The organism is Streptomyces marokkonensis, from assembly GCF_039539045.1.
GTDB classification, from domain to species: Bacteria; Actinomycetota; Actinomycetes; order Streptomycetales; family Streptomycetaceae; genus Streptomyces; species Streptomyces marokkonensis.
Genome location: NZ_BAABCQ010000047.1, coordinates 1 through 24,389, shown reverse-complemented (window position 1 = coordinate 24,389; position 24,389 = coordinate 1). Strand labels below are relative to the sequence as shown.

The 24,389-nt window shown below is 72.0% G+C and carries 23 protein-coding genes; 16 read left to right on the top strand and 7 right to left on the bottom strand.

All coding sequences use genetic code 11. From position 1 onward, the window contains the following. The first annotated feature begins 20 nt into the window (after positions 1–20). The 11 genes from ABEA26_RS14460 (at position 21) to ABEA26_RS14410 (ending at position 11,231) form a co-directional block, all read left to right on the top strand. Entirely contained in the window at positions 21–506 is a 486-nt protein-coding gene (locus tag ABEA26_RS14460; RefSeq protein ID WP_345592550.1) for a macro domain-containing protein, read from the top strand. Positions 507–951: 445 nt separating this feature from the next. Further along, entirely contained in the window at positions 952–1,188 is a 237-nt protein-coding gene (locus tag ABEA26_RS14455) for a LexA family transcriptional regulator (RefSeq protein ID WP_345592549.1), read from the top strand. A gap of 92 nt (positions 1,189–1,280) precedes the next feature. Next, complete coding sequence (locus ABEA26_RS14450) at positions 1,281–2,531, top strand: helix-turn-helix domain-containing protein (protein ID WP_345592577.1); 1,251 nt, start codon at positions 1,281–1,283, stop codon at positions 2,529–2,531. 158 nt (positions 2,532–2,689) lie between these two features. Beyond that, a complete protein-coding gene (locus ABEA26_RS14445; protein ID WP_345592548.1) occupies positions 2,690–2,848 on the top strand; it encodes a hypothetical protein in 159 nt (52 codons plus the stop codon). After that, entirely contained in the window at positions 2,845–3,219 is a 375-nt protein-coding gene (locus ABEA26_RS14440; RefSeq protein WP_345592547.1) for a DUF6415 family natural product biosynthesis protein, read from the top strand. The genes ABEA26_RS14445 and ABEA26_RS14440 overlap by 4 nt, the downstream gene beginning before the upstream one ends. 403 nt (positions 3,220–3,622) lie before the next feature. Next, positions 3,623–3,916 (top strand): putative ATP-grasp-modified RiPP, encoded by a 294-nt coding sequence (gene tgmA, locus ABEA26_RS14435; protein WP_345592546.1) that lies wholly within the window; start codon positions 3,623–3,625, stop codon positions 3,914–3,916. Then, on the top strand, positions 3,913–4,863 hold the full coding sequence (gene tgmB / locus ABEA26_RS14430; RefSeq protein ID WP_345592545.1) for an ATP-grasp ribosomal peptide maturase: 951 nt from the start codon (positions 3,913–3,915) through the stop codon (positions 4,861–4,863). Before tgmA ends, tgmB begins: the two co-directional genes overlap by 4 nt. Beyond that, positions 4,863–5,987 carry an ATP-grasp peptide maturase system methyltransferase gene (gene tgmC, locus ABEA26_RS14425; protein ID WP_345592544.1) on the top strand — a complete coding sequence of 375 codons (1,125 nt, stop codon included), beginning with the start codon at positions 4,863–4,865 and terminating at the stop codon, positions 5,985–5,987. The genes tgmB and tgmC overlap by 1 nt, the downstream gene beginning before the upstream one ends. Positions 5,988–6,152: 165 nt before the next feature. Further along, on the top strand, positions 6,153–8,120 hold the full coding sequence (locus ABEA26_RS14420; RefSeq protein WP_345592543.1) for a Xaa-Pro dipeptidyl-peptidase: 1,968 nt from the start codon (positions 6,153–6,155) through the stop codon (positions 8,118–8,120). Continuing rightward, entirely contained in the window at positions 8,117–9,421 is a 1,305-nt protein-coding gene (locus ABEA26_RS14415) for a M14 family metallopeptidase (RefSeq protein ID WP_345592542.1), read from the top strand. Before ABEA26_RS14420 ends, ABEA26_RS14415 begins: the two co-directional genes overlap by 4 nt. Positions 9,422–9,500: 79 nt before the next feature. Then, positions 9,501–11,231: a BCCT family transporter gene (locus ABEA26_RS14410; RefSeq protein ID WP_345592540.1), complete on the top strand. Its 1,731-nt coding sequence runs from the start codon at positions 9,501–9,503 to the stop codon at positions 11,229–11,231. Positions 11,232–11,563: 332 nt separating this feature from the next. Here the strand turns inward: ABEA26_RS14410 and ABEA26_RS14405 are convergent, their stop codons facing one another. Beyond that, complete coding sequence (locus ABEA26_RS14405) at positions 11,564–12,517, bottom strand: FAD-dependent oxidoreductase (RefSeq protein WP_345592538.1); 954 nt, start codon at positions 12,515–12,517, stop codon at positions 11,564–11,566. Between the two features lie 66 nt (positions 12,518–12,583). Between ABEA26_RS14405 and ABEA26_RS14400 the strand changes: the two genes are divergently transcribed. Together ABEA26_RS14400 and ABEA26_RS14395 are read left to right on the top strand one after the other, a co-directional pair. Then, positions 12,584–13,615 (top strand): oxidoreductase, encoded by a 1,032-nt coding sequence (locus tag ABEA26_RS14400; protein ID WP_345592536.1) that lies wholly within the window; start codon positions 12,584–12,586, stop codon positions 13,613–13,615. A 39-nt stretch (positions 13,616–13,654) separates the two neighbouring features. Continuing rightward, entirely contained in the window at positions 13,655–15,298 is a 1,644-nt protein-coding gene (locus tag ABEA26_RS14395) for an ABC-F family ATP-binding cassette domain-containing protein (RefSeq protein WP_345592534.1), read from the top strand. Between the two features lie 254 nt (positions 15,299–15,552). On the opposite strand, the gene ABEA26_RS14390 is transcribed toward ABEA26_RS14395, so the two are convergent. The 3 genes from ABEA26_RS14390 to ABEA26_RS14380 form a co-directional block, all read right to left on the bottom strand. Beyond that, positions 15,553–17,925, bottom strand: a complete 2,373-nt coding sequence (locus tag ABEA26_RS14390) for a Tex family protein (protein WP_345592532.1) — start codon at positions 17,923–17,925, stop codon at positions 15,553–15,555. Between the two features lie 117 nt (positions 17,926–18,042). Next, entirely contained in the window at positions 18,043–18,174 is a 132-nt protein-coding gene (locus ABEA26_RS14385; protein ID WP_260605009.1) for an LPFR motif small protein, read from the bottom strand. A gap of 94 nt (positions 18,175–18,268) precedes the next feature. Continuing rightward, positions 18,269–19,138, bottom strand: coding sequence for an SCO6745 family protein (locus ABEA26_RS14380; protein ID WP_345592528.1), 870 nt, complete (start codon positions 19,136–19,138; stop codon positions 18,269–18,271). A 159-nt stretch (positions 19,139–19,297) separates the two neighbouring features. Between ABEA26_RS14380 and ABEA26_RS14375 the strand changes: the two genes are divergently transcribed. After that, positions 19,298–20,257 carry a GlxA family transcriptional regulator gene (locus ABEA26_RS14375; RefSeq protein ID WP_345592526.1) on the top strand — a complete coding sequence of 320 codons (960 nt, stop codon included), beginning with the start codon at positions 19,298–19,300 and terminating at the stop codon, positions 20,255–20,257. A gap of 41 nt (positions 20,258–20,298) precedes the next feature. Beyond that, the gene (locus tag ABEA26_RS14370) at positions 20,299–20,934 is read left to right on the top strand and encodes a DJ-1/PfpI family protein (protein WP_345592524.1); all 636 of its coding nucleotides are present in this window, start codon (positions 20,299–20,301) and stop codon (positions 20,932–20,934) included. Here ABEA26_RS14370 and ABEA26_RS14365 read toward each other — a convergent pair. Then, a complete protein-coding gene (locus tag ABEA26_RS14365; RefSeq protein WP_345592522.1) occupies positions 20,921–21,700 on the bottom strand; it encodes an enoyl-CoA hydratase/isomerase family protein in 780 nt (259 codons plus the stop codon). The two genes, ABEA26_RS14370 and ABEA26_RS14365, sit on opposite strands and share 14 nt — an antisense overlap. Before the next feature lie 204 nt (positions 21,701–21,904). Between ABEA26_RS14365 and ABEA26_RS14360 the strand changes: the two genes are divergently transcribed. Continuing rightward, the gene (locus tag ABEA26_RS14360; protein ID WP_345592575.1) at positions 21,905–22,357 is read left to right on the top strand and encodes an ATP-binding protein; all 453 of its coding nucleotides are present in this window, start codon (positions 21,905–21,907) and stop codon (positions 22,355–22,357) included. A gap of 53 nt (positions 22,358–22,410) precedes the next feature. Here ABEA26_RS14360 and idi read toward each other — a convergent pair whose 3' ends face one another. Both idi and ABEA26_RS14350 read right to left on the bottom strand, forming a co-directional pair. Then, positions 22,411–23,004 (bottom strand): isopentenyl-diphosphate Delta-isomerase, encoded by a 594-nt coding sequence (gene idi / locus ABEA26_RS14355; protein WP_345592520.1) that lies wholly within the window; start codon positions 23,002–23,004, stop codon positions 22,411–22,413. 301 nt (positions 23,005–23,305) lie between these two features. Then, entirely contained in the window at positions 23,306–24,244 is a 939-nt protein-coding gene (locus ABEA26_RS14350; RefSeq protein ID WP_345592518.1) for a cation diffusion facilitator family transporter, read from the bottom strand. Positions 24,245–24,389: the final 145 nt, after the last annotated feature.

Sequence of the window (24,389 nt, the reverse complement as noted above, 5' to 3'; positions counted from 1 at the left end):
GTGGCCTCTACGGTGGCGTCATGTCGGAGATCAGGTATGTCCGGGGTGACGCCACCGTCCCGTCGGTCAAGGGCGTCAAGATGATCGCCCATGTCTGCAACGACCTCGGCGGTTGGGGCAAGGGCTTCGTCCTGGCCGTCTCGCACCGCTGGCCGGAGCCGGAGGCTGCCTACCGCGCCTGGCACCGCGACCGCGCGACGAACGACTTCCAACTGGGCGCGGTCCAGTTCGTCCAGGTCGAGCCGTACGTGTGGGTGGCCAACATGATCGGCCAGCGCGGCATGCGGACCGGCAGCAAGGGCGCCCCCGTGCGCTACGAGGCGATCGACACCGCGCTCGGCCGCCTCGCCGACAAGGCGGCCGAGCTCGGCGCGTCCGTGCACATGCCCCGCATAGGCTGCGGCCTGGCCGGCGGCAAGTGGTCCCGGATCGAACCGTTGATCACCGACCGCCTCGCCCGGCGCGGTGTCCCCGTGACTGTCTACGACCACGGGGACACCGCCTGAGCGCCCCCTGAACCCGCCCGTCAGTGCCGGTGCACGTCGTTCGTCGCCGCGATCTTCCGCCACGAGCGGGGCTGCGGGGGAGTGTCCGCCGCCTTCGTGAGGGACGCCGCGCGCCGGCCGGAGCGCCCGGCGTGCCCGCTGCGGGCGATGCAAGACCGGCCCGCCCCGCACCTGGGTACGCCGCTGGTTCGACGCCTACGAGCCGGACCCGGCCGACGAGCTGCTGCGCGACTGGCGGGTGGGACGTGGTCCTGGTGGCGGGGAGAGGGCCAGCTCCGAAGGACCCGGCGAAGCGGCAGCGCCGTAACCGGCCGGATGGTCTGGCCGCCCTCCCAGAGACGGTCGGCCTGCCGCAGCCGCCGGCGCCTCCGGCTGGGCTGCTGAAGAGCGTCCGGGACCGGTGGACGGCGTACTGGGAGTCCCCGATGGCGCAGCTCGCCGACCGGTGTCCGACCTGCGCGCCCTGGAGCGGCTGTACCGGCTGTACGACGACCTGGAGCGGTCTCACAGCGCAGTTCGGAAGCAGGGGTACATGAGCACGGGAGGCACTCAGGTGAAGGAGCTCACGGAGTGCGGGCCGTTGAAGAGCCAGTCGTCCGTGCACTACCAGCTGCGGGAGCTGGAGGCGAAGGGCACCATCGTCCGCGAGCGGCACAGGGCCCGCGGCAACCGGCTGCGGTAACCGGGCAGGGCGGCTGTGCAAGGCGCTCACACAGAACTGGCCTTGCCCTCTACCCTGGCAGTGACGAAGCTGCTAGGAGGGGCAAGGCCGTGATGTCTGAAGATGTTACCCCCGATCCGTACGCTGACCCGCTGCGTTTCGGCCAGCGTGTGCAGATCCTCCGTGAACGCCGAGGGATGACGCAGGCTCAACTGGCCGACCTCGTCGGCATCTCGCCGCACACTCTGAGGAAGATTGAGAACGGGCAGCAGAAGGCGCCGGGGCTCGACATGGTGATGCGCATGGCCGAAGCGTTGCGGGTGCGCGACCTCGCGGAGCTGACCGGCAGGCCGGACGCGCACGTCGACCTCTTCATCGGGCCCGGGCATCCGCGCCTGGCCGCAGTGAAGGCGGCCATCGACAGTTTCCCGCTCACCGGCAGCGTGGAGCCTCCCCCAGTTGCGCACCTGGAAGCACGCCTGCATGCGGCCTGGCGGGAGCGGCATGCCTCGAAGAACCACCGCGAGGCGATCGGCAAGCTGCTGCCGGACCTAATCCGGGACGCACAAGCCCTCGTGAGGCACGCCGACACAGCAGTGGACCGCCGCAAGGCGCAGGCGTTGCTGGCAGAGTGCTACAGCTTGAGCCAGTTCTTCATCGCGTACCAGCCGGACAGCTCCCTGCTGTGGCGAGTCGCAGAACGCGGCATGATCGTCGCGCAGGAGAGCGAGGACCCGCACACCATCGGCGTCGCCTCGTGGCTGCTTGCGCAAGCCCACCGCGACACCGGGCCGCGCCACTTCGAGGCCGCCGACGCCGTGAACCGTGAGGCCGTGGCCTACCTCAAGCCGCTGCTGCCGGACGCCGGCGAGAACGTCCTCGCCATCGCAGGCGCGCTGGAATTCGAACTCGGCTACACCGCGGCCCGCCGTCGGCAGACCGGCACGGCGTGGCGGCACTGGGACCAGGCCAACGACATGGCCAAGCGGCTGCCCGCCAATTACTACCACCCGGTCACGTCGTTCTCGCGGGCAGTCATGGGTGCGCATGCCGTCACGGTGGCGGTGGAGCTGCACCAGGGCGGCGAGTCTGTCAGGCAGGCTGCCCGCGCGGATCAGAACGTCATCAAGTCCCGCCCGCGCCGGGCCCGTCACCGCATCGAAGAGGCCCGCGGCTACCAGCTGGACAACCAGCTGGACACGGCTGTCGCATCGCTGGAGAAGGCGTTCGAGGCCGCGCCAGAGACGATCCGGTACAACGGCTATGCCCGCGCGATCCTCCTGGAAGAGGTCGAGTCAACTCAGGCTGCCCGTCGGCGTCGTGCCGCTGACCTGGCATCACGCATCGGCATCCTTGCTGCCTGAGCGTAACGACCGGATTACGGTCGGCGGTTGGATTTAGGAGCTCCTACGGTTTAGGGCACAGACCCCGGCGAGGTGGTGAGACCTCCCGGGGCGTGGCCAACGCTGCGAAGGAGCGTCGACAGATGAACGGTACAGCCCGCAGAAAGCCTGGCGCCAGGATGACCTTGCACGTGTACCGGGTGGACCGGGACGGTGCGGTCACCAAGGACTTCGGCACGGTCAACGTGAAGGGCAAGGAGGCGCCGCTCCCGGTCCGCGACGCGTACCCGCCCTGCTGGTGCCCGCGCCACCGCGCCGCACAGGTGGCGGCCCGGTGAACGCCACCCGGCAGCCCACGGCGACCGTGCCCGTCGACCTGGAGAAGATGCGCGAGACCGTGCGTGCTCTCCTCAACGCCGACGGAGGCCCCGTCCTCCCGGAACCGCCCGACACGCAGGTGGCGGTCCTGACCGAGTTGCTGCGCGGCCACCTGGAGCTGATGCTCCGCGAGGTGGAGACGACAGTCGAACGGCTCCCGGACACCATCACGCGGTACTGCGCCCTCGCCTGCGTCGGTGAAGCCCGCGGCAAGCTCCGCGCCGCCCCCGCCGCGCGGCCCGGCGGCGCCGTCGCCTACGCCCGCCGCCTGGCCCGCGTCCTGGCCGCCCTGTGTGACCACCACGAACTCATGGACGGCGAACCCGGATGACCGGCGCGGTGCGCGCCTGCCGGCACTGCGATCAGCCGATCACCGACCCGGAGGCCGCGGTCCTGGTCGCCCAGGAGGCCGGTAACTCCGGGACCGGCTGGAACGTGGGCCCACCGGGCGCACGCCGACCGGATCGAGCCGCACCCGGTAGCCGTCCGCGCCCTGGCCCGCATCCTCCTCGCCCGCGCCTTCCCCCAGGGTGACTGACCGCCCCGACCAGCCTCGGCGTCTGGGGTCCCATGGCGACCGCGGGGTCAGGGTCGCACCTCATGAACGCCCGTCCCGTCGAAGGACCGCAAGCCGTCGGCGGGACGGGTCCCGCAACTCCCGCCCCGGGCACCAACCCTGGACAGGTCGAGCCCCGGTGCGGGTTCCCCGCACCACAACACGAAAGGAAGATCCGTTGTTTGCTCACTCTGACCGGCTCCCGACCGGGACGCCGCTGCCGACCGGCACGCTCACCCCGACCCCGTGGGGCGTACGCCGCATGGCCCCCTACCCGTCGCCCGCCCCGGGCTACGCCAAGGCCGTCCTGGACCCGACCACCCAGACCACCCGGTACTTCGACGACCGCGGCAAGGTGATCGAAATGGGCGGGCACGGCACCAGCACCGGCACCAACCCGTCCACGGGCACGAGCCCCGACGGCACCGGGTCCGGTACGGACACCGACACGGGGAACGACACCGACCAGTGACCGGTGTCGGCCCGGTGCTGGTCGTCACCAACCTTGACGACCCCACGGCCGACGTGGTGATCAGTGAGCTGCACGACCGGGGTGTCCCGGTCGTGCGGCTCGACTCGGGGGACTTCCCCCACGCCCTGTCGGTCGCGGCCACGATCACGTCGAACGGTGTGGAGGGCACACTGTCCACGCCGTCCCGGACCGCCGACCTCACCAAGGTCCGGTCCCTCTACTACCGGCGGCCCTCCGGGTTCGCCTTCCCACACCTGGAGGACCAGGACGCCCGGTTCGCCGTCGCTCAGGCCCGCTACGGCCTCGGTGGCGTCCTGGCCTCCCTGCCAGGCTGCCGGTACGTCAACCACCCCCACAGCATCGGCGACGCGGAATTCAAGCCGTCCGGCCTCATCGCGGCTGCGAGCGCGGGCTTCCGCCTGCCGCCCACGACCATCACCAGCGACCCGGACACGGCGAGGGCCTTCATCAAGCAGCACGGCCCCGCCATCTACAAGCCGCTCGCGGCGCCGCTGTACCGCATCGACGGCGTGTCCTCCGTCGTGAAGGTCGCCGAGGTCACGGCCGACGACATCGACGAGACGGTGGCCGACACCGCGCACCTGTTCCAGCAGCGCGTGGACAAGACGGCGGACGTACGCGTGACCGTCATCGGCGAGCACGTGTTCGCCGTCCGGATCGACTCCGACCTGTTGGACTGGCGCACCGACTACAGCCGCCTCACCTACAGCGTCGTGCCGCTGCCGCCCGGCATCACCGAATCCCTGTACGCCTACCTGTCCCACTTCGATCTCGTCTTCGGTGCGTTCGACTTCGCCATCGACCGCGAGGGCCGATGGTGGTTCCTGGAGTGCAACCCGTCCGGTCAGTGGTACTGGCTGGAGCACGAGACCGGCCTGCCGATGCGCGCGGCGATGACCGACCTCCTGGAAAGGAAGAGCCGCTGATGACCGTCCTGGACTCGGCAGCAGCCCTGCGTCGGCATCTCGCCGACCGTCTCACGGAAAGCGGTGTCCTGCGCACCGAGCAGTGGCGTGCGGCCGTAGAAGCCGTGCCCCGGCACGAGTTCCTGCGGGGCGGCTTCTTCCGACGCTTCGGCAGCGCCTGGCGGCCGGTGCCCGCCGACCGGGAAGGCTGGCTGGAGCTCTGCTACGCAGACGAGTCGCTGGTCACCCAGATCGCGGGCACCATCGTGCCCGGCGACATCCGCGGGGAGATCCTGCGCGAACCCACCTCCTCCAGCACCCTGGCCAGCCTGGTTGTGCGGATGCTCGAAGACCTCCAGGTCCAAGACGGCCACCGGGTCCTGGAGATCGGCACCGGCACCGGGTACTCCACCGGCTTGCTCTGCCACCGACTCGGGGACGAGCTCGTGACGTCGGTGGAGGTGGACGCCGGTGTGTCCTGCCGTGCCAGTGCCGGCCTGGGTGCCTGCGGCTATTTCCCCGACCTGGTCGTCGGTGACGGCCTGGCCGGGCACAAGGACGGCGCCCCCTACGACCGGGTCATCGCCACGTGCGGGGTGCGGGAGCTGCCGCACACGTGGATCGAGCAGACCAAGCCGGGCGGCATCATCCTCGCCACCCTGTGCGGGTGGATGCACTCCTCCGAGCTCGCCAGGCTGACCGTTGGCCACGACGGCGTGGCGCACGGCCGGTTCCTCGGGGGACAGGTCCAGTTCATGCTGGCCCGTCCGCAGATGCCGCCGCCGCTCGGCATGCTGCCCGACCTCGACTCCGGCAAGGAGCGCCAGGCCCGGGTGGGTGCCGATGTCCTGGACGACTGGGACGCCCGGTTCGTCGCCCAGCTTGCGGCACCGCGCGCACAGCACCTCAGCCTGACGCTGGAGGACAGGACCCGGCACGTCCTGGTCGACGTGGAGGCCGGCGCCTGGGCGGCCCTCGCCCTGGACGGTAAGCAGTGGACCGTCCGGCAGGGTGGGCCGGTGCAGCTGTGGGACGCGGTGGAGGATCATCTGCTGCGCTGGCAGGTGGACGGATCTCCGACCCTGGACCGCTTCGAGGTCATGGTCACGCCCGAGGGGCAGCGGGTCACCTGGCCCATTGTCTGACGGGCCTTGTGCGGCCCCGTCTGTTCGCTCCCCCGTGGCGGACGGGCGGGGCCTCAGTCGTTGATGAGCGCGGTCACGCGAGGTCCGCAAACCTCCGACGGGGCGGGCCTTTTCGTGCGGGCCCGCCCTCTTCTGCGCGGCAGTTGGCCGATGTACCGTCCGCGCATGCCGATACGCACGCGCTTCACGATCTGGAGACCGCTCGCGACGGCGGCCACGGCCGCTCTCATGGCAACCCTTCTCACGCCCGCCGCGACGGCACACCCCGAGACCCCGCGCCAGAGCGAACCCGTCCACTCCTACGACGACGCCATCCGTGAGGCCGTCTGGGTGGACACCGGACACGACGGGGACGGTGACGGCGAGGACGACCGTGTCGCCGTCGACATCGTCCGCCCCCGCGAACCCGCGCAGCAGGCCCGCAAGATCCCCGTCATCATGGACGCCAGCCCGTACTACTCCTGCTGCGGGCGCGGCAACGAGAGCCAGAAGAAGACGTACGACGCCGACGGAGACGTCGACGGCATGCCGCTGTACTACGACAACTACTTCGTGCCGCGCGGTTACGCCTTCGTCGGCGTCGACCTGGCCGGCACCAACCGTTCGGACGGCTGCGTCGACGTCGGCGGACGCTCCGACATCCAGTCCGCGAAGGCCGTGGTCGACTGGCTGAACGGCCGCGCGAAGGCGTACACCAGCCGCACCGGCGGTGAGCGCGCCGAGGCGGGCTGGACCAACGGCAGAACAGGCATGATCGGCAAGAGCTGGGACGGCACCATCGCCAACGGCGTCGCCGCCACCGGCGTCGAGGGCCTGGAGACCATCGTCCCGATCGCCGCCATCTCCTCCTGGTACGACTACTACTTCAGCCAGGGCGCCCCGCTCTACGGCTCCGGCCCCGACTGGCTGTCCGACTACGTCAACAGCCCCGACGCCCGCGCCCGTTGCGGCGCCGTCCAGCAGAAGCTCGTCGACGGCGCCCCGCGCACCGGCGACTGGACGCGGCTGTGGAGCGAACGCGACTACACCGAGGCCGCGAGCAAGGTGAAGGCGAGCGTCTTCCTCGTCCACGGCATGCAGGACCTCAACGTCCGCATGCAGCACGTCGGCCCGTGGTGGAACGCCCTCGCGAAGAACGGCGTCGACCGCAAGATCTGGCTCTCCCAGACCGGCCACGTCGACCCCTTCGACTTCCGCCGTGCCGAGTGGGTCGACACCCTGCACCGCTGGTTCGACCACGAGCTCCTCGGCTACGACAACGGCGTCGACCGCGAGCCGATGGCCGACATCGAACGCCGGCCCGACCAGTGGGAGACGTCGAGGACCTGGCCGCCGCGCTCCACCGCCACCACGACCCTGCGCCCCGCCGACGGCACGCGACCGGGTGTGGGCACCCTCGGCCTGCGCCGGGACCGCGGCACCGAGACCTTCACCGACGACCCCGCGCTGAACGAGACGGACTGGGCCGCGCGCATCGACGAGCCCACCCCGGGCAAGGCCGGCTTCGTCACCGGCCCGCTCACCCGCGACCTGCGTCTGTCCGGCGCCTCCGAGGTCACCGTCACCGCGCGGTCCAGCACCCCGACGGCCCACCTCTCCGCCGTACTCGTCGACCTCGGCCCCGACACCATCCGCGACTACGCCGACCCGGGCGAGGGCGTCACCACCCGCACCGACCGCACCTGCTGGGGCCCGAGCACCCCGGGTGACAGCTCCTGCTACCTGGAGACGGCGACGAAGACCACCGACGTGGACCACACGGTCGTCAGCCGCGGTTGGGCCGACCTCGGCAACCACGCGTCCAAGTGGCGGGGCCGCCCGCTCACTCCCGGCAAGGCCTACACCGTCACCCTCGACCTGGCGGCCACCGACCACGTAGTCCCGGCCGGCCACCGCCTCGCGCTCATCGTCGCGGGCACCGACAAGGACCTCATCGACCCTCCCGCCGACACGCCGACACTCACCGTGGACCTCTCCCGCACCTCGGCACGCGTACCGTTCGTCGGCGGCACCGCCGCGTTCGCCCGGGCCACCGCCGGTACGACAACCGCCACCCCCACCCCCGCGCCCGCGCCGCTCGACGGAGTGACCCCGCCGCACACGACCCACCGCGTCCCGAAGGGAGCCCGATGAACCGCCTGCGCACCCTCTCCGTGACCACCGCGGCAGCCACCGCGGCCCTCGCCGCGTCGCTCCTCGCCGCGCCGGCCCAGGCCGCCGGCCCCGCCGACACCGCACACCAGCCGCCGCGCACCGGCTTCGAGAAGACGCACGGCGCCCGCTGGACCACCCAGCCCGAGGAACAGGCGCTGCTGGCCGCCGCCGACCGCGCGAGCGCCCGCGTCACCGTCGACCGCATCGGTACCACGAAGCAGGACCGCCCGCTCCAGCTGGTGACGATCGGCAGGCCCTCCGCCCCGAACAAGGTGCTCCTCGTGTGCAGCCAGCACGGCGACGAGCCCTCCGGCCGAGAGGCCTGCCTGTCCACCGTCCGCGACCTCGCGTACGCCACGGACCGGCGGACCCGGCGCTTCCTGGACCGCACCACCGTGCTGGTCGTGCCCACCGCCAACCCGGACGGCCGGGCCGCCGACACCCGCGGAAACGGCGACGGCGTGGACGTCAACCGCGACCACCTCGCCCTGCGGACGGCCGAGGCCCGGGCCCTGGCCGCCGTCGTCCGCGACCGGCGCCCCGACGTCCTCTACGACCTGCACGAGTACGGCGCCACACCCCCGTACTACGACAGGGACCTCTTCGACCTCTGGCCGCGCAACCTCAACACCCACAGCCGGGTGCACGACGAGGCCCGGAACCTATCCGGCACCTACGTCCGCCCCGCGGCCGAGCGGGCCGGGTACTCGACCGGCACCTACGGGATCTGGACCGACCCCGTCACCGGCGACCCGGTCAAGCAGACAGCCGGAGACGGCCAGGAACGCATCCTGCGGAACATGTCCGGCGTGAAACACGCGGTCGGCCTGCTCATCGAGAGCCGTCTCGACCCCCTCACCGACGCCGAGCGCGACGACGAGGCCCTGAACAACCGGCGCCGGGTGGACTCCCAGCTCGCCGCCCTGGACGGCCTGTTCCGCCACACGGACCGGCGGCGTGGACACGTCGAGGCGGCCACCGGCGCCGCCCGGCAGGCCGGCCGGGCCGACCAAGGGCCCGTGTACCTCGGCGGCGCGGACAACGACCCGGCCGAGCCCACCGAGGTGATCGAGGAACCGCCCTGCGGCTACCGGCTCACCCCCGGACAGTACGCGGATCTGAAGGACGAACTCTCCCTGCACGGTGTACAGGTGCGCAAAGCCGGGGAGAAGGGCGCCTACGTACCGCTGCGCCAGCCGCTGCGCGCCCTCGTGCCGCTGCTCCTGGACGAGCGCGCGACGTACCACTTGACGGTGGGTGAACCCGACACCCGCTGCTGAGAAGGTGAGTTCCGCGTCACACGTGGTAAGGGCGTACAGAGGACTATTTTCAGCCTCACCGACTTGAAAGGTGCCGCCTGTGACGCAGGACCGACCAAGCGACAAGGAACACCACGAAAGAGGCGCGCTGCCGGGTTCGGAAGCGGGCCTGCCGGGACAGGAGCACAAGCCCCGGACCGACCGCGTCGTCTTCGGCGTCACCGCGGTCCTGACCCTCGCGTTCGTCGTCTGGGGCGCCGCCGGCACGGACTCGCTGCAGGACGCCTCCGGCAGCATGCTCAGCGGCCTGATGCACAACGGCGGCTGGGCGTTCGTGCTGGCCGCCTCCGGTTTCGTCGTCTTCGCCCTCTGGCTCGCGGCCAGCCGCTACGGCCGCATCCACCTCGGTGCCGAGGGTGAGAAGCCCGAGTTCCGCACGGTGTCCTGGGTCGCCATGATGTTCAGCGCGGGCATGGGCATCGGTCTGATGTTCTGGGGCGTGAGCGAGCCGCTGGCACACTTCGACACCGCCCCGCCCGCTACCCGCCCCGCCGACACCGGCGACAGCATGGCGACGGCCATGGCCACCACCCTGTTCCACTGGACCCTCCATCCGTGGGCGATCTACGCGGTGGTCGGCCTCGGCATCGCCTACAGCACCTTCCGCCGACGCCGCCGGCAGACCATCAGCGCCGTGTTCACCCCGCTCATCGGCGAGAAGCACGCGAACGGTGTCAGCGGCCGGATCATCGACATCCTGGCCATCATCGCGACCGTCTTCGGCTCCGCGGCCTCCCTCGGCCTCGGCGCGCTGCAGATCGGCTCCGGTGTCGAGAAGCTCGACTGGATGGACAAGGTCAGCACCGGGCTGCTGGTCGGCATCATCGCGGTGCTGACCGTGGCGTTCGTGGCCTCCGCGATCTCCGGCGTGGAGAAGGGCATCCAGTGGCTGTCCAACACCAACATGGTGCTGGCCCTGCTCCTCGTCGTGTTCGTGTTCGTCGCGGGCCCGACCATCCTCATCCTCGACCTGCTGCCGACCTCGGTCTTCACCTACCTCGGCGACCTGCCCGAAATGGCCGGCCGCACCGAGATCAGCGGCGGCGAGGGCGTCGCCGACTGGCTGGGCAGCTGGACCGTCTTCTACTGGGCGTGGTGGATCTCCTGGACGCCCTTCGTCGGCATGTTCATCGCCCGCATCAGCCGCGGCAGGACCATCCGCCAGTTCATCGGCGGCGTCATCCTCGTCCCCAGCACGGTCAGCCTGATCTGGTTCGCGATCTTCGGCGGCTCGGCGATGCGGCTGCAGGAGCAGAACCGGCTCGGTGACGAGACGACCCCCGAGGGCCGGCTCTTCGCCGTGCTCCAGGAGTACCCCATCGCCACCGTCACCAGCCTGCTGGTGATGGTCCTCGTGGGCATCTTCTTCGTCTCGGGCGCCGACGCGGCCTCCATCGTGATGGGCACCCTCTCGCAGAAGGGCGCGCTGGAACCCAGTCGCTGGGTGGTGGTCTTCTGGGGTGTGGTGACCGGCGCGGTCGCCGCCATCATGCTCCTGGTCGGCAGCGGCGAGGGAGACGCGCTGACCGGTCTGCAGAACCTCACGATCCTCGCGGCGGCACCCTTCGTCCTCGTGATGATCGGCATGTGCATCGCCCTCATGCGCGACCTGCGCCGCGACCCGCTCATGGTGCGCGGCGAGATGGCGTCCGAAGCCGTCGAGCTGGCCGTCATCGAGGGCCACAAGCAGTACGAGGGCGACTTCGAGATCCGTATTGGCCCGGGCCCCGGCACGGAGGTGGAGGGCGACCCGATCGGCAAGCACCACTGACCGACGCGGCGGCCGGCCGGCGCACCGCGGGCCGCATACGAGAGGCGGGAGACCGGGGAGGTCGGCCGTCGCCCACGGGCGACGTGCCGCCCTTCCCGTCGGGGACGGCGCGTCGACAGCCCTTCCCGCCCGCGCCTCGCCCTCGCCCACGTGCCCGGCGCCATGGCCGGCGCACCCCGCACCATGGCCATGGCGCCCGGCACCGCCCCGCCACACTCGACGCCCAGCCTCTGGTCGGCCAACCCGGCACCGGAGTCACGCGGCCGCCGGCACGTGCGCCGCAGCGCGGACTCCGGTGTCGCGCGTCGGCGCACGCACCGCCGGGGCGGCGGTCAGCGGGAGGCGAGCTCGGCAGCCTCCCGCGCGCAGCCCCAGGCCACGGTGACACCCGCGCCGCCGTGGCCGTAGTTGTGCACCAGCAGCCGCCCGTCCGGCAGCGTCTCGCGCTCGAGGCGTACCGCGTCCCGCGCCGGCCGCAGCCCCACCAGGTGCCCGAGCAGCCGCGCTTCGGCGATCTCGGGCCGCACCGCCGCGCACCGCCGCACGATCGCCTCCGCGACCTCCGGATCCGGCTCCGCCGACCAGGCGTCCTCCTCGGCCGTCCCGCCCAGGAGAAGCCGGCCGGGCTGCGGAAGGAAGTACGTCACCTCGCCGGAGGCGGCGTCCGTGGAGACCAGCCAGGTCCGAACACCGGGGTTCTCCACGACGACCAGTTGCCCGCGCACCGGCCGCACGGCCGCGTCCGGCACCAGTTCCCGGGCGCCCAGGCCCGTGCAGTTGACGACCACCGGCGCGTCGGCCTCGGCCAGATCGGCCACCGCCCGCGTCTCCACGGTGCCGCCCGCCGCCTCCAGCCGCTCCCGCAGCCACGGCAGATGAGCCGGCATGTCGATGAGCGGCAGTCGCGCCCACAGCCCCGATCCGGCGTACTCGGCGGCGGTCGCCGCACGCAGGTCCGGCAGCCGGGTGGCCGCCCACGAGCCGACCTCGTCCAGGCCGGTCTCGCCGAGCACCCCTTCGACCATGCGTACGCCGGTCTCCTCGGGCCGCGTGGCCAGGTCCTCGTACACCTCGAGGGAACGCAGTGCCCACGCCTGCGCCAGTGCCACCGGCTCGATGCGGTACGGCCACCACAGCCCACCGGCGACCACCGAGGTCGTCCGCTCGGCGGGCTCCCGGGTCCACAGCCGCACCCGCCTGCCGCGCTCGGCGAGCACGACGGCCGTCGTCAGCCCGACCACCCCGCCACCGACCACGACGACTTCGCCATCCAGTTCGGTTTCCATCCGAGGACGTTAGCGGAATGCCCCATGCCGCGCTCAGAGTGGTGCCGGCCCGGGAATACTCACCGCATGGCTGCCGAGTACGCGACCTTCGGTCTGGCCCCGGCGATGCGCGCCGGGGGTGTCCTCGCCGACGGCGACTTCCAGGTCCACCGCGACTTCGTGGACTTCATCGTCGACGGACGTCCCCTGCTGTTCCGCCTCAGCGACCTGGACGCCGTCTCCCCGCTCGCCTCCGACGTGCCGCCCGCGATCTTCACCGCTCAGGTCCGCAGCCTGCTCCTGGAGACCGGCCCGCCCCTGCCCGGCGGCCGGTACGTCATCTACGGCTGCCCCGAGTGCGAGGACCTGGCCTGCGGCGCGGTGACCGCCGTGATCCTGCGGGACGGCGAGGACTTCGTCTGGCGGGACTTCGCCTGGCAGACCGGCGCACAGGCCGACCTGGAGTTCAACGGCTACCACGGCATCGGCCCGTACCGCTTCCCCGGCGCCGAGTACCGCACGGCCCTCGCCGCCCTGCTCGACGGCACCGCGCACACCCGTCGCCGGGTCCTGCTGATCGGCGCCCGGGTCGCCCTGCTCGCCAAGCTCGCCGCCGCGCTGCGCACCATCGGCATCGGCGCCGACATCACCGAGGACGCGGCCGGCGTGCCGGCCGACGAACTGCGGGCCTACGGCGCCGTCGCCTTCGGCCGCGCGGTCGTGGAGGAGACGCGTACGGCCGCACGCCGAGCCTTCGCGGACGCCGGGGTCCACGTGACCCACGTCGACGGCCTCGCCCCGATCGTCCCGCTGCTCGTCGCCCAGATCGAACACGCTCTGGACCGCGGCCCGGCCGAGCGGCGTCGGCTGACCCGTCTGACGGCGACCGGCGACGGCGCGGACGTCGAGGTCACCTCGCCCTGCCGGGTACGGCTCACCACGTACCGCCTCGACCGGCTGCGCCGCACCCACACCCACGAGGTCTTCGACGGCGTGCTCGGGCCGGGCGGCCACCGCATCGCCCTGGACACCGGGACGGTGAAGGGGGAGTCCTACGTGGTGGCGCGGACGCCGGGAAGCGTGCTGGCGACGGCGGTGACGCGGGAGGCACCCGGCTGAGCGCGCGCCGGACCGCGGCTGGCTAGGATCGACGGTCTGATGACTGCCACCCTCGTCGCCAAGAACCTCGCCGCCGGCCACGGTGACCGCTCCCTGTTCACCGGGCTCGACCTCGTCGTCGCCCCCGGCGACGTGTTCGGACTCGTCGGAGCCAACGGCGCGGGCAAGTCCACGCTCCTGCGGATGCTCGCCGGACTGACCACCCCGGAACAGGGCGAGCTGCGCCTGTCCCCGCCCGGCGCCACCGTCGGCCACCTCCCGCAGGAGCCGGAGCGCCGGCCCGGCGAGACCGTCCGCGCGTTCCTGGCCCGCCGCACCGGCGTCACCGAGGCCCAGCACACCATGGACGAGGCCACCCAGGCCCTGGTCGACGGCGCCCCCGGCGCCGACGACGCCTACGCGACCAGCCTGGAACGCTGGCTCTCCCTGGGCGGCGCCGACCTCGACGACCGCGCCGCGGAGACCGCCGACGCCCTGGGGCTGACCGTCGACCTGGACCAGCCGATGACGTCCCTGTCCGGCGGCCAGGCGGCACGGGCCGGCCTCGCCTCCCTCCTCCTCTCCCGCTACGACGTCTTCCTCCTCGACGAGCCGACCAACGACCTGGACCTGGACGGCCTGGAGCGCCTCGAACGCTTCGTGACCGGCCTGCGCGCCGGCACCGTGGTCGTGAGCCACGACCGGGAGTTCCTCACCCGCACCGTCACCAAAGTCCTCGAACTCGACCTCGCCCAGCGGCAGATCAACCTATACGGCGGCGGCTACGAGGCCTACCTGGAGGAGCGTGAGGTGGCCCGCCGACACGCCCGCGACGACTACGAGGAGTACGCCGACAAGCGGGCCTCCCTCCAGGACCGGGCCCAGACGCAGCGTTCCTGGATGGACAAGGGCGTCAAGAACGCCCGGCGCAAGGCGGGCAACGACAACGACAAGATCGGCCGCAAGTTCCGCAGCGAGGCCAGTGAGAAGCAGGCCGCGAAGGCCCGCCAGACGCAGCGCATGATCGAGCGTCTGGACGTCGTCGACGAACCGCGCAAGGAGTGGGACCTGCGCATGGAGATCGCGTCGGCGCCGCGCTCGGGCGCGGTGGTCGCCACCCTGCGCGACGCCGAGGTCCGGCGCGGCGACTTCGTCCTCGGCCCGGTCTCCCTCCAGATCGACTGGGCGGACCGGGTGGCGGTGACGGGAGCCAACGGCGCGGGCAAGTCCACGCTGCTCGCCGCGCTCCTGGGCCGCGTCCCGCTCGACGAGGGACACGCGTCGCTCGGCTCCGGCGTCCTGATCGGCGAGGTCGACCAGGCCCGTAAGCTGTTCTACGGTCCCGAGTCGCTGCTGGACGCCTTCCGCACGGCGACCCCCGACATCGAACCGGCCGAGATCCGCACCCTCCTGGCCAAGTTCGGCCTCAAGGCGGACCACGTCGTGCGCCCCGCGGCGACCCTCTCCCCGGGCGAGCGCACGAGGGCCGCGCTGGCGCTCCTCCAGGGCAGAGGCGTCAACCTCCTGGTCCTGGACGAGCCGACCAACCACCTCGACCTGCCGGCGATCGAACAGTTGGAATCGGCCCTGGACACGTATGAGGGCACGCTTCTCCTGATCACCCACGACCGCCGCATGCTGGACGCGGTACGCGTGACCCGCCGCCTGGAGGTCACGGACGGCAAGGTGGTGGAACGCACGTAACCGCGGACAGCCGCCTCCCCCTAGCTGCGGGCAGTCGTGCCGCTGGGGCGGCACGGTGGGCGGTGGGGGCGCCTCCCGCTCGAGCGAAGCCGAGAGTGGGGGAGGCACCCGGCAAGCGCCGGGCCGTGCACCCCCCCAGCAACAGACCGTGCACCCCCCCCAGCAACAGACCGTGCACCCACCCCAGCAACAGACCGTGCACCCACCCCCAGCGACAGACCGTGCACCCACCCCCCAGCTACAGCACCGCGCGCCTACGCCAACCCGGCCCGCCGCAACGCGTCAGCCATCGCCCCGCTGGAAGGAGCCGGCGCCGCGGCCGCCTTCCCCTTCCCGCCGGAGGAGGCCCGCTGCTGCCGCTGCCTGGGCGGCTTCCCCCCACGCTCCCGCTTCTGGGGCTGTTCCCCCTGCGGCCCCTGAGAGGCGGCGGCCTCGTCGTCCAACCGCAGCGTCAACGAGATCCGCTTCCGCGGAATGTCGACGTCCATCACCTTCACCTTCACGATGTCCCCGGGCTTCACCACGTCCCGCGGATCCTTCACGAACGTCTTCGACATCGCGGAGACGTGCACCAGCCCGTCCTGATGCACCCCGACGTCCACGAACGCCCCGAAGGCCGCGACATTCGTGACGACACCCTCCAGGACCATCCCGGACGACAGGTCGGAGATCTTCTCCACGCCCTCCTTGAAGGTGGCCGTCCTGAAGGCGGGCCGGGGGTCGCGTCCGGGCTTCTCCAGCTCCTTCAGGATGTCGGTGACCGTCGGCAGACCGAACGTCTCGTTCACGAACTCCGCCGGCCTCAGTGACCGCAGCACCGCGGTGTTGCCGACCAGGCCGCCCACCTCCTGCCCGGAGGTCTTCACCATCCGGCGCACCACCGGGTAGGCCTCGGGGTGCACGCTCGACGCGTCCAGCGGGTCGCTGCCGCCCCGGATCCGCAGGAAGCCCGCGCACTGCTCGTACGCCTTGGGGCCGAGCCGCGACACCTTCTTGAGCTCGATGCGGGACGTGAACGGCCCGTTCGCGTCGCGGTGCGCGACGATGTTCTCGGCGAGTCCGGAGGTGACGCCGGACACGCGGGCGAGCAGCGGCGCAGATGCCGTGTTGACGTCCACGCCCACGCCGTTCACACAGTCCTCGACCACCGCGTCCAGCGAGCGCGACAGCTTCACCTCGGACAGGTCGTGCTGGTACTGGCCGACACCGATCGACTTCGGGTCGATCTTCACCAGCTCGGCCAGCGGGTCCTGGAGCCGGCGCGCGATCGACACCGCGCCGCGCAGCGAGACGTCCATGTCCGGCAGTTCCTGGGAGGCGAAGGCGGAGGCGGAGTACACGGAGGCGCCCGCCTCGGACACCATCACCTTGGTCAGCTTCAGCTCCGGGTGTTTGGCGATCAGTTCCCCGGCGAGCCTGTCGGTCTCGCGGGACGCCGTGCCGTTGCCGATCGCGATCAGGTCGACCGCGTGCTCCTCGGCGAGTCGCGCCAGCTTGGCGATCGCCTCGTCCCAGCGGTTGGCCGGGACGTGCGGGTGGATCACGTCCGTGGCGACGACCTTGCCGGTCGCGTCGACGACGGCGACCTTCACACCCGTACGGAAGCCGGGGTCCAGACCGAGCGTCGCGCGCGTGCCCGCCGGGGCGGCCAGCAGCAGGTCGCGCAGGTTGGCGGCGAAGACGTTCACCGCCTCGTCCTCGGCGGCGGTGCGCAGCCGCAGCCTGAGGTCGATGCCGAGATGCACCAGGATGCGGGTGCGCCAGGCCCAGCGGACCGTGTCCTTCAGCCACTTGTCGGCGGCCCGGCCGCGGTCGGCGATCCCGAACCGGTTCGCGACGATCCCCTCGTACGACGACGGGCCGTCGGTGGCCTCCTCGGGCTCCAGCACGAGGTCGAGCACGTCCTCCTTCTCGCCGCGCAGCAGCGCGAGGACCCGGTGCGAGGGGAGATCGGTGAACGGCTCGGCGAAGTCGAAGTAGTCGGCGAACTTGGCGCCGGCCTCCTCCTTGCCGTCCTTCACCTTCGCGGCGAGCCGCCCGCGCCCCCACATCCGCTCGCGGAGCTCGCCGATCAGGTCGGCGTCCTCCGAGAACTTCTCCGTGAGGATCGACCGGGCCCCGTCCAGCGCGGCCTGGGGGTCGGCCACGCCCTTGCCGGCGTCGACGAACGCCGCGGCCGCGGCAAGCGGGTCCACGGACGCGTCGGCGAGCAGCCCCTCGGCCAGCGGCTCCAGGCCCGCCTCACGCGCGATCTGCGCCTTCGTACGCCGCTTGGGCTTGTACGGCAGGTAGATGTCCTCCAGGCGCGCCTTGGTCTGTGCCGTCCGGATGCGTGCTTCGAGCTCCTCGGTGAGCTTGCCCTGCTCGCGTACCGACTCGAGGATCGCCGTTCGCCGCTCCTCCAGCTCCCGCAGATAGCGCAGCCGCTCCTCGAGCGTGCGCAGCTGCGCGTCGTCGAGCATCTCGGTCGCTTCCTTGCGGTAGCGGGCGATGAAGGGCACCGTAGAGCCGCCGTCGAGCAGCTCCACGGCGGCCTTCACCTGCCGCTCCCGTACGCCGAGTTCCTCGGCGATCCTGCCTTCGATGGACCTCACGTCGATGGACGCGCTGGGCCCGGGTGTCGTCACGATGCCGTACCGCCTTCTCACAGAGGTTGCGCGGCAATTGTGGCAGGTGGCACCGGCGATCTGGGATCAGGGCGCCACCCGGGCCGGTCGGGGACCGGCAGGCACCGGAGCCCGGGATCAGGCCCTGCGGCCGCGGGTGGCGGACGAGGCCCCGCCGAAAAGCCGGGCCAGCGCCCGGAAGGGAAGCGTCACGACGGTGGCGATGGCGCCACCGATCTGGCGCAGTACGTCTGCGATGGCACGGAACACGAAGAACCCCTTTCCTCTCCCGGCCCCTGCGGCCGGGAGCCCTACGGGTACCTCCGGATCGGCCGGACATGCCCGTCGGCGGGCGGTGACCCGGTCAGCGCTTGCCGAGCAGGTCCGCCGGGAAGGCGCCCGCGTCGAGTGCCGTGCGTGCGAAGGCCGTTGCGAGTTCGGTCAGACGAGCCACGGCCTCCGCACCGAGGTGTGCGTAGGGAGCGGCGTCCAGCCGGTCCGTCTCCCGTTCGATCTCCTCGCGCAGTGCGGCGCCCCGCTCGGTCAGCTCTCCCGTGTCGTCGACCAGCTCGCGCTCGCGCAGCCGGTCCGTCGCCGCGTCCCACTCCGACTGACTCCAGCCACGGGTGGTGAAGACCCACCTCGGGGCCATGCCCTTGCCGGTGGCGGTGTGCGTCACCAGCGCCTCCAGACCGTCGAGCCCCGCGGCCGTGAGCGCGGCGAGGTGGCCGTCGCCCCGGTGCTCGCGCAGCAGGGTCGCCGCGTGCCAGAGCGCCAGGTGCGGCGCGTCGGGCACGGGCAGGTCCGCGTGGGCGGAGTACAGCGGACGGGCGCCGCGGGAGCAGCCGTCGGCGGCGCGCAGCGCCAGACCGGCGGCCTCGGACATCTCCGCGGACGCCAGGGCCTCCTCGCCGAGCAGGCGGCGCAGCGTCGCGTCGACGGCTCGCGCGCGTGCCGCCAGCACCTGTCCGGGCGGGACGGTCTCCCACACCGCGGGCACATGGCGGGCGACGAGGTCGTGCTTGTAGTTGTAGAACGTCGCCGTCACGGTGCCGGCGCCGACCGGCCCCAGCGCGGCGGCACGCACGGCGAAGTTGACGGCCCGGGGGTCGGTGACCCCGAGGGCGCCCAGTTCCCGGCCCAGGTCGGGGGAGAAGTAGTGCGTCGAGTGCAGTGAGTTGAGCGCGTTGTGGCAGCGACGGCCGGCACGGGCGTCGAGGGCGGCAGTGGTCATGCCGCGCACGTTACCAACCGCTCAGTACGTCCTCCAGGCCGCCCGCCGAGCCGCCCTCCATGTCGCCTTTCGTGCCGTTCCCCGGGTGGGTGCCGCGTGGCAGAAAAGGTGGGGAACTCGTCATTGCGGTCACCGGCGCCCGGGCGAAGAATCGACGGCATGGTGCAGCGAACCGTCCTCGTCGTCCTCTTCGACGACGTTCAGAGCCTCGACGTCACCGGCCCCGTGGAGGTCTTCTCGGGCGCCGAGACGCACACACCGGGGACGTACCGCATCCGCACGGCCTCCCTGGACGGCGCCCCCGTGCGCACGTCCAGCGGTCTGACCGTCGTACCGGACCAGGCGCTCGCCGACGCGTCCCGCCCGGACACCCTGATCGTCCCCGGCGGCCGGGGCAGCCGGAATCCCGACCCGGGCCTGATCGACTGGCTGCGCGTGAACGGACCGCGCGCCCGGCGCCTGGTCTCCGTCTGCACCGGGGCGATCCTGCTCGCCGGGGCGGGTCTCCTGGACGGCCGCCGCGCCACCACCCACTGGGCCTACTCCGACCGGCTCGCCCGCGACCACCCGGCCGTGGACGTCGACCCCGACCCGATCTACATCCGCGACGGCCACGTCGCCACGTCCGCCGGCGTCACCTCCGGCATCGACCTCGCCCTCGCCCTGGTGGAGGAGGACCTGGACCGGGAGACCGCCCTGACCGTCGCCCGCCACCTGGTGGTGTTCCTGCGCCGGCCCGGGAACCAGGCCCAGTTCAGCGTCCAGCTCGCGGCCCAGACCGCACGGCGCGAGCCCCTGCGCGAGCTCCAGCGGTGGATCACCGAGCACCCGGGTGCCGATCTGAGTGTGGAGTCGCTGGCCGCCCGGGCCCGCCTCTCGCCGCGCCACTTCGCCCGCGCCTTCCAGGCGGAGACCGGCACGACACCCGGCCGGTACGTCGACCGGGTCCGCCTGGAACACGCCCGCCGGTTGCTGGAGGACGCCGGCGACGGCGTCGAGGAGGTGTCCCGCGTCAGCGGTTACGGCACTCCGGAGGCCATGCGCCGCGCCTTCGTCAAGGCCCTCGGAACCTCACCGGCCGAGTACCGCCGCCGGTTCCGTCCCGCGCCCGTCCACTGAGGGCGCGTCCCCGATCACTGAGCGACCCCGGAAGGAAACACGTGCAGATCGCCATCGTGCTCTTCGACCGTTTCACCGCCCTCGACGCCGTGGGCCCGTACGAGATCCTGAGCCGCGTACCGGACGCGGAGACCGTCTTCGTCGCCGAGCGGACCGGCCCCGTCCGCAACGATTCGGGGAGCCTGGTGCTGACCGCCGACCGAACCCTGGCGGACGTGCCGAGCCCGGACGTCGTCGTCGTGCCGGGCGGCCCCGGCCAGGAGGCGCAGATGGACAACGAGGACCTGCTGGACTGGCTGCGCTCCGCCGACGCCACCAGCACCTGGACCACCTCGGTCTGTTCCGGCTCCCTGCTGCTCGCCGCCGCGGGGCTGCTGACCGGCCGCCGCGCCACCTCGCACTGGCTGGCCCTGGAGCTCCTGAAGCGGTTCGGCGCCGAGCCGGCCGGGGAGCGGGTGGTCACCGACGGCAAGTACGTCACCGCGGCAGGCGTCTCCTCCGGCCTCGACATGGGCCTCACGCTGGTCGGCCGGATCGCCGGCGACGAGCACGCCCAGGCGGTTCAGCTGCTGCTGGAGTACGACCCGCAGCCGCCCTACGACGCCGGTTCCCCGCAGAAGGCGCCCGCACATCTCGTCGAGGAGTTCCGCACCAGGAACCGGTTCATTCCGACGTAGGCGCGCTTCCCGACGTGCTCCCCGGCGCACTCCAGCCGAAACGCGGCTGCCTGCGCTCCAGGAAGGCGGCGACACCCTCCGCGGTGTCGCCGCTGTCGCGCGCCTGGGCGCTCCAGTACGCGTCCCGGTCCGTGCGTCCGCTCGCGAACTCCTTCGCCGCGGCCTGCGTCAGCCGTGAGCGCGACGCGAGGACCCGAATGAACTCCGCAAGCCGCTTGTCGAGCTCGCCCTCCGGCAGCACCTCGTCGACCAGGCCGGTGCGCAGCGCCCGCCCGGCGTCGATCAACTCCCCGGAGAACAGCAGGTACTTCGCGGTGGCGGGGCCCGTCAGCGCCACCAGCCGACGGGTCGAGGACGCCGGATACACGATCCCCAGTCTGGCCGGGGTCACTCCGAACAGCGCCGACTCCTCGGCGAACCGCAGGTCGCAGGCGGCCGCCAACTGAGCCCCGCCGCCCACACAGTGGCCGCGGATCGCCGCCAGCGTCGGCTTGGGGAAGGCCGCGAGGGCCTCCTCGGCGCGGACGGCGAGTCCTTGCGCCTCCTGGGCCGACTCCCGCAGGGTCGAGATGTCGGCCCCGGCGCAGAACGTCGTCCCCGCGCCGGTGAGCACCAGGGCCCGCACCGCCGGATCGGCCGCGAGGGCGTCGAGCAGCTCGGGCAGCGCCCGCCACATCGCGGCCGTCATGGCGTTGCGCTTGGCCGGGTGGTGGACGATGACGGTGGCGACCGAGTCGGCGACCCGGTGCAGCATCTGCGGCTCCATGGCCCGGATGCTATCCGCCGATCCGTGGGGTCGTGCGGCGGGTGCGAGCGGGACAGGAACGGTCCCACAACTGACCGTGTCATACGCCAACGCTCAGAAGTGTTCGATATCTGCCGACTTGTGTTCAGTTCTCCGAAGTGGAGCGACGCGTTACCAACACTCAGGGGTGTGGTGACAATCGAGCCCAGGGGTGGCGACCGGACGATGGACGAGACCGGGCCCGCCGGGCCGCTGCCGTACGAAGGCGTCTGGCGGTTCACCGCCCCCGCCGTGGACGCGTCGGTCCCGCAGGCGCGGCACGCCGTGCGGGACCTGCTGGTGCGCCAGGGCGTGCCGGTCTCCGACGACGTGATCGAGGGCCTGCTCCTGATCGTCTCGGAGCTGGTCACGAACGCCGTCCGGCACGCGGCGGTGCTGTCGCCGGTCCTCGCCGTCGAGGTCGCAGTCGGGCCCGAGTGGGTGCGGGTGTCCGTGGAGGACAGCCACCCCTACCGCCCGACCGCCCTGGAGGCCGACCACGGCCGGACGGGCGGTCGTGGGCTGCTCCTGGTGCGGGAGATCACCCTGGAGGCGGGCGGGGCGTGCGACGTGGCCCACACGGCGAGTGGCGGCAAGGTGATCTGGGCCGCCCTGCCGCTCAAACGCGCACTTGCGTGAGGAGTGTCCGCCGGTCGGCGAAGCCGGTCGGCGAAGCCGGCCGGCGGACATGCTCACCAGCCCGCGGACGGGCCCGTCAGCTCGCGGACGGCGGGCCGCGCCGCGTCCAGCACCGTCATGAACCACGCCGAGAAGGTGTCCCGCCCATGCCGCTCGATCAGCTCGGCAGGCGACACGAAGGCCGTCTCGGCCACTTCCTCCGGGTCGGGCCGCGGCGCTGCCTGCACCAGGCCGACGAACAGGTGGTTGTACTCCTGCTCGACCAGCCCCGAGGCCGGGTCCGGGTGGTTGTAGCGCACCGTGCCCGCCTCGGCGAGCAGCGACGGGGAGACGCCCAGCTCCTCGTACGTCCGCCGGGCCGCCGCCGCGAAAGGTGCCTCCCCGGGGTAGGGGTGACCGCAGCAGGTGTTTGACCACACACCGGGGGAGTGGTACTTGCCCAGCGCCCGCTGCTGGAGCAGCAGCCGGCCCCGCTCGTCGAAGAGGAACACGGAGAAGGCGCGGTGCAGCTGCCCCGGAGGCTGGTGCGCGGAGAGCTTCTCCGCGGTGCCGAGCGTCACGCCGTTCTCGTCGACCAGTTCCAGCAAAATCGCGTCTGCGGTGCCGTTCGACGAACTGTGCGTCGCGGTGGCAGGAGTGATCGGCATACCCATCCTTCACATCGGTCCTCGCGCCCCAAGTGTGCCGTACGAATCCGGCGCTCTCGGCACTTCACGGCACTCCCGCATGTTCCGCGCGAGGGCGCGGGCGGCGGTGGTCACCGGTCGGGCGCCGAGGAAGGGGCCCAAGTGATCATCGTGCCCGGCGCCGCGCACCGGGAACCGTCCGCGCCCGGGCGGGAAGAAGACATGGCCGGGAAGAAGAAGTGGCCAAGAAGAAGTGGCCAAGAAGAAGTGGCCGGGAACAGGGCGTGGCCGCGCGGAAGAGGTTCGCCGGTGCCACCGTCTCTCAGTGGCACAGCCGCGCCTCGTGCTCCGCGTGGCCGCTGGGTTCCAGCTGGAAGGTGCAGTGCTCCACGTCGAAGTGGTCGCCGAGGCAGCCCTGCAACTCGTGGAGCATCTTCTCGTGGCCGATCGCGCTCAGCACCTCGCCGCTCACCACCACGTGCGCCGACAGCACCGGCATACCCGAGGTGATCGTCCAGGCGTGCAGGTCGTGCACGTCCTCGACCCCGTCCAGCGCCAGTATGTGGGCGCGCACCTCGGCGATGTCCACGCCCTTGGGCGCGGCCTCCAGCAGTACGTCCAGGGTCTCGCGCAGCAGCCGCCACGTGCGCGGCACGATCATCAGGCCGATGACCAGTGAGGCGATCGGGTCGGCCGCCTGCCATCCGGTGCCCAGGATCACCAGCGCCGAGACGATCACGGTCAGCGAGCCCAACGCGTCGGCCGCCACCTCCAGGAAGGCGCCCCGCACGTTGAGGCTCTCCTTCTGACCCCGCATCAGCAGCGTCAGCGACACCATGTTCGCCACCAGGCCGATCACGCCGAAGACGACGGCCAGCCCGCCCTTGGTCTGGGCCGGCGTGACGAATCGCTCGATCGCCTCGTACAGGACGTAGCCGCCGACGCCGAGCAGCAGCAGGCAGTTGGCAAGGGCCGCGAGGATCTCGGCCCGGGCGTAGCCGAAGGTGCGCCGGTCGCTGGGCGGCAGGTTCGCGAAGTGGATGGCCAGCAGCGCCATGCCGAGTCCCAGCGCGTCGGTCGCCATGTGCGCCGCGTCGGCGACCAGCGCGAGCGAGTCGGCGAGCATGCCACCGACGATCTGGACGACCATGACGAAGAGCGTGATCGCCAGCGCGACCCGAAGCCTGCCGCGGTACGCGGCGGTCGCCGTCCCGCCGGCGTGCGCTCCGTGCGCATGCCCGTGATCGTGCCCAGCCCCCATGAGAAGCAGCCTCTCTGTGCGGTCGACGTCGTCCGGCCTCCGGCAATCCGGAGCGCGGAGTCCGGGACACAGTCAACTACGGGTAGGGGGTATCCGGCAACGCGGCACTGAACACCGTTGTCATGTGCCCTGACCTGCAGAAACG